General features: G+C 39.4%; 1 protein-coding gene. It reads right to left on the reverse strand.

The genetic code is table 11. From position 1 onward, the window contains the following. On the reverse strand, nt 1-127 hold a 127-nt coding region (locus V6256_RS15630; protein WP_341599149.1), incomplete at its 3' end, for a Sir2 family NAD-dependent protein deacetylase. Between the last annotated feature and the right edge of the window lie 99 nt (nt 128-226).

A 226-nucleotide genomic window follows, 5' to 3' on the forward strand; every position in this document is an offset into this window, starting at 1 on the left:
GATCTGCTTTCCATGGAATAATCTGATTTGTTTTAGCACAACGCGCTTTTAATATCTCACCATGCATATGAATAACATTCTTTGAACCGGCTTGTTCATGTAATTTATCGATATTTTGCGTGACCAGTAAGAACTCTCCATCAAACTGTCTCTCTTACTCAGCTAAGGCATAATGCGCAGCATTGGGCTTGCTTCCGCCATGACAAAAATCTTTACGACGTTGATT

It is taken from the genome of Psychromonas aquatilis (genome assembly GCF_038155185.1).
Lineage (GTDB): Bacteria > Pseudomonadota > Gammaproteobacteria > Enterobacterales > Psychromonadaceae > Psychromonas > Psychromonas aquatilis.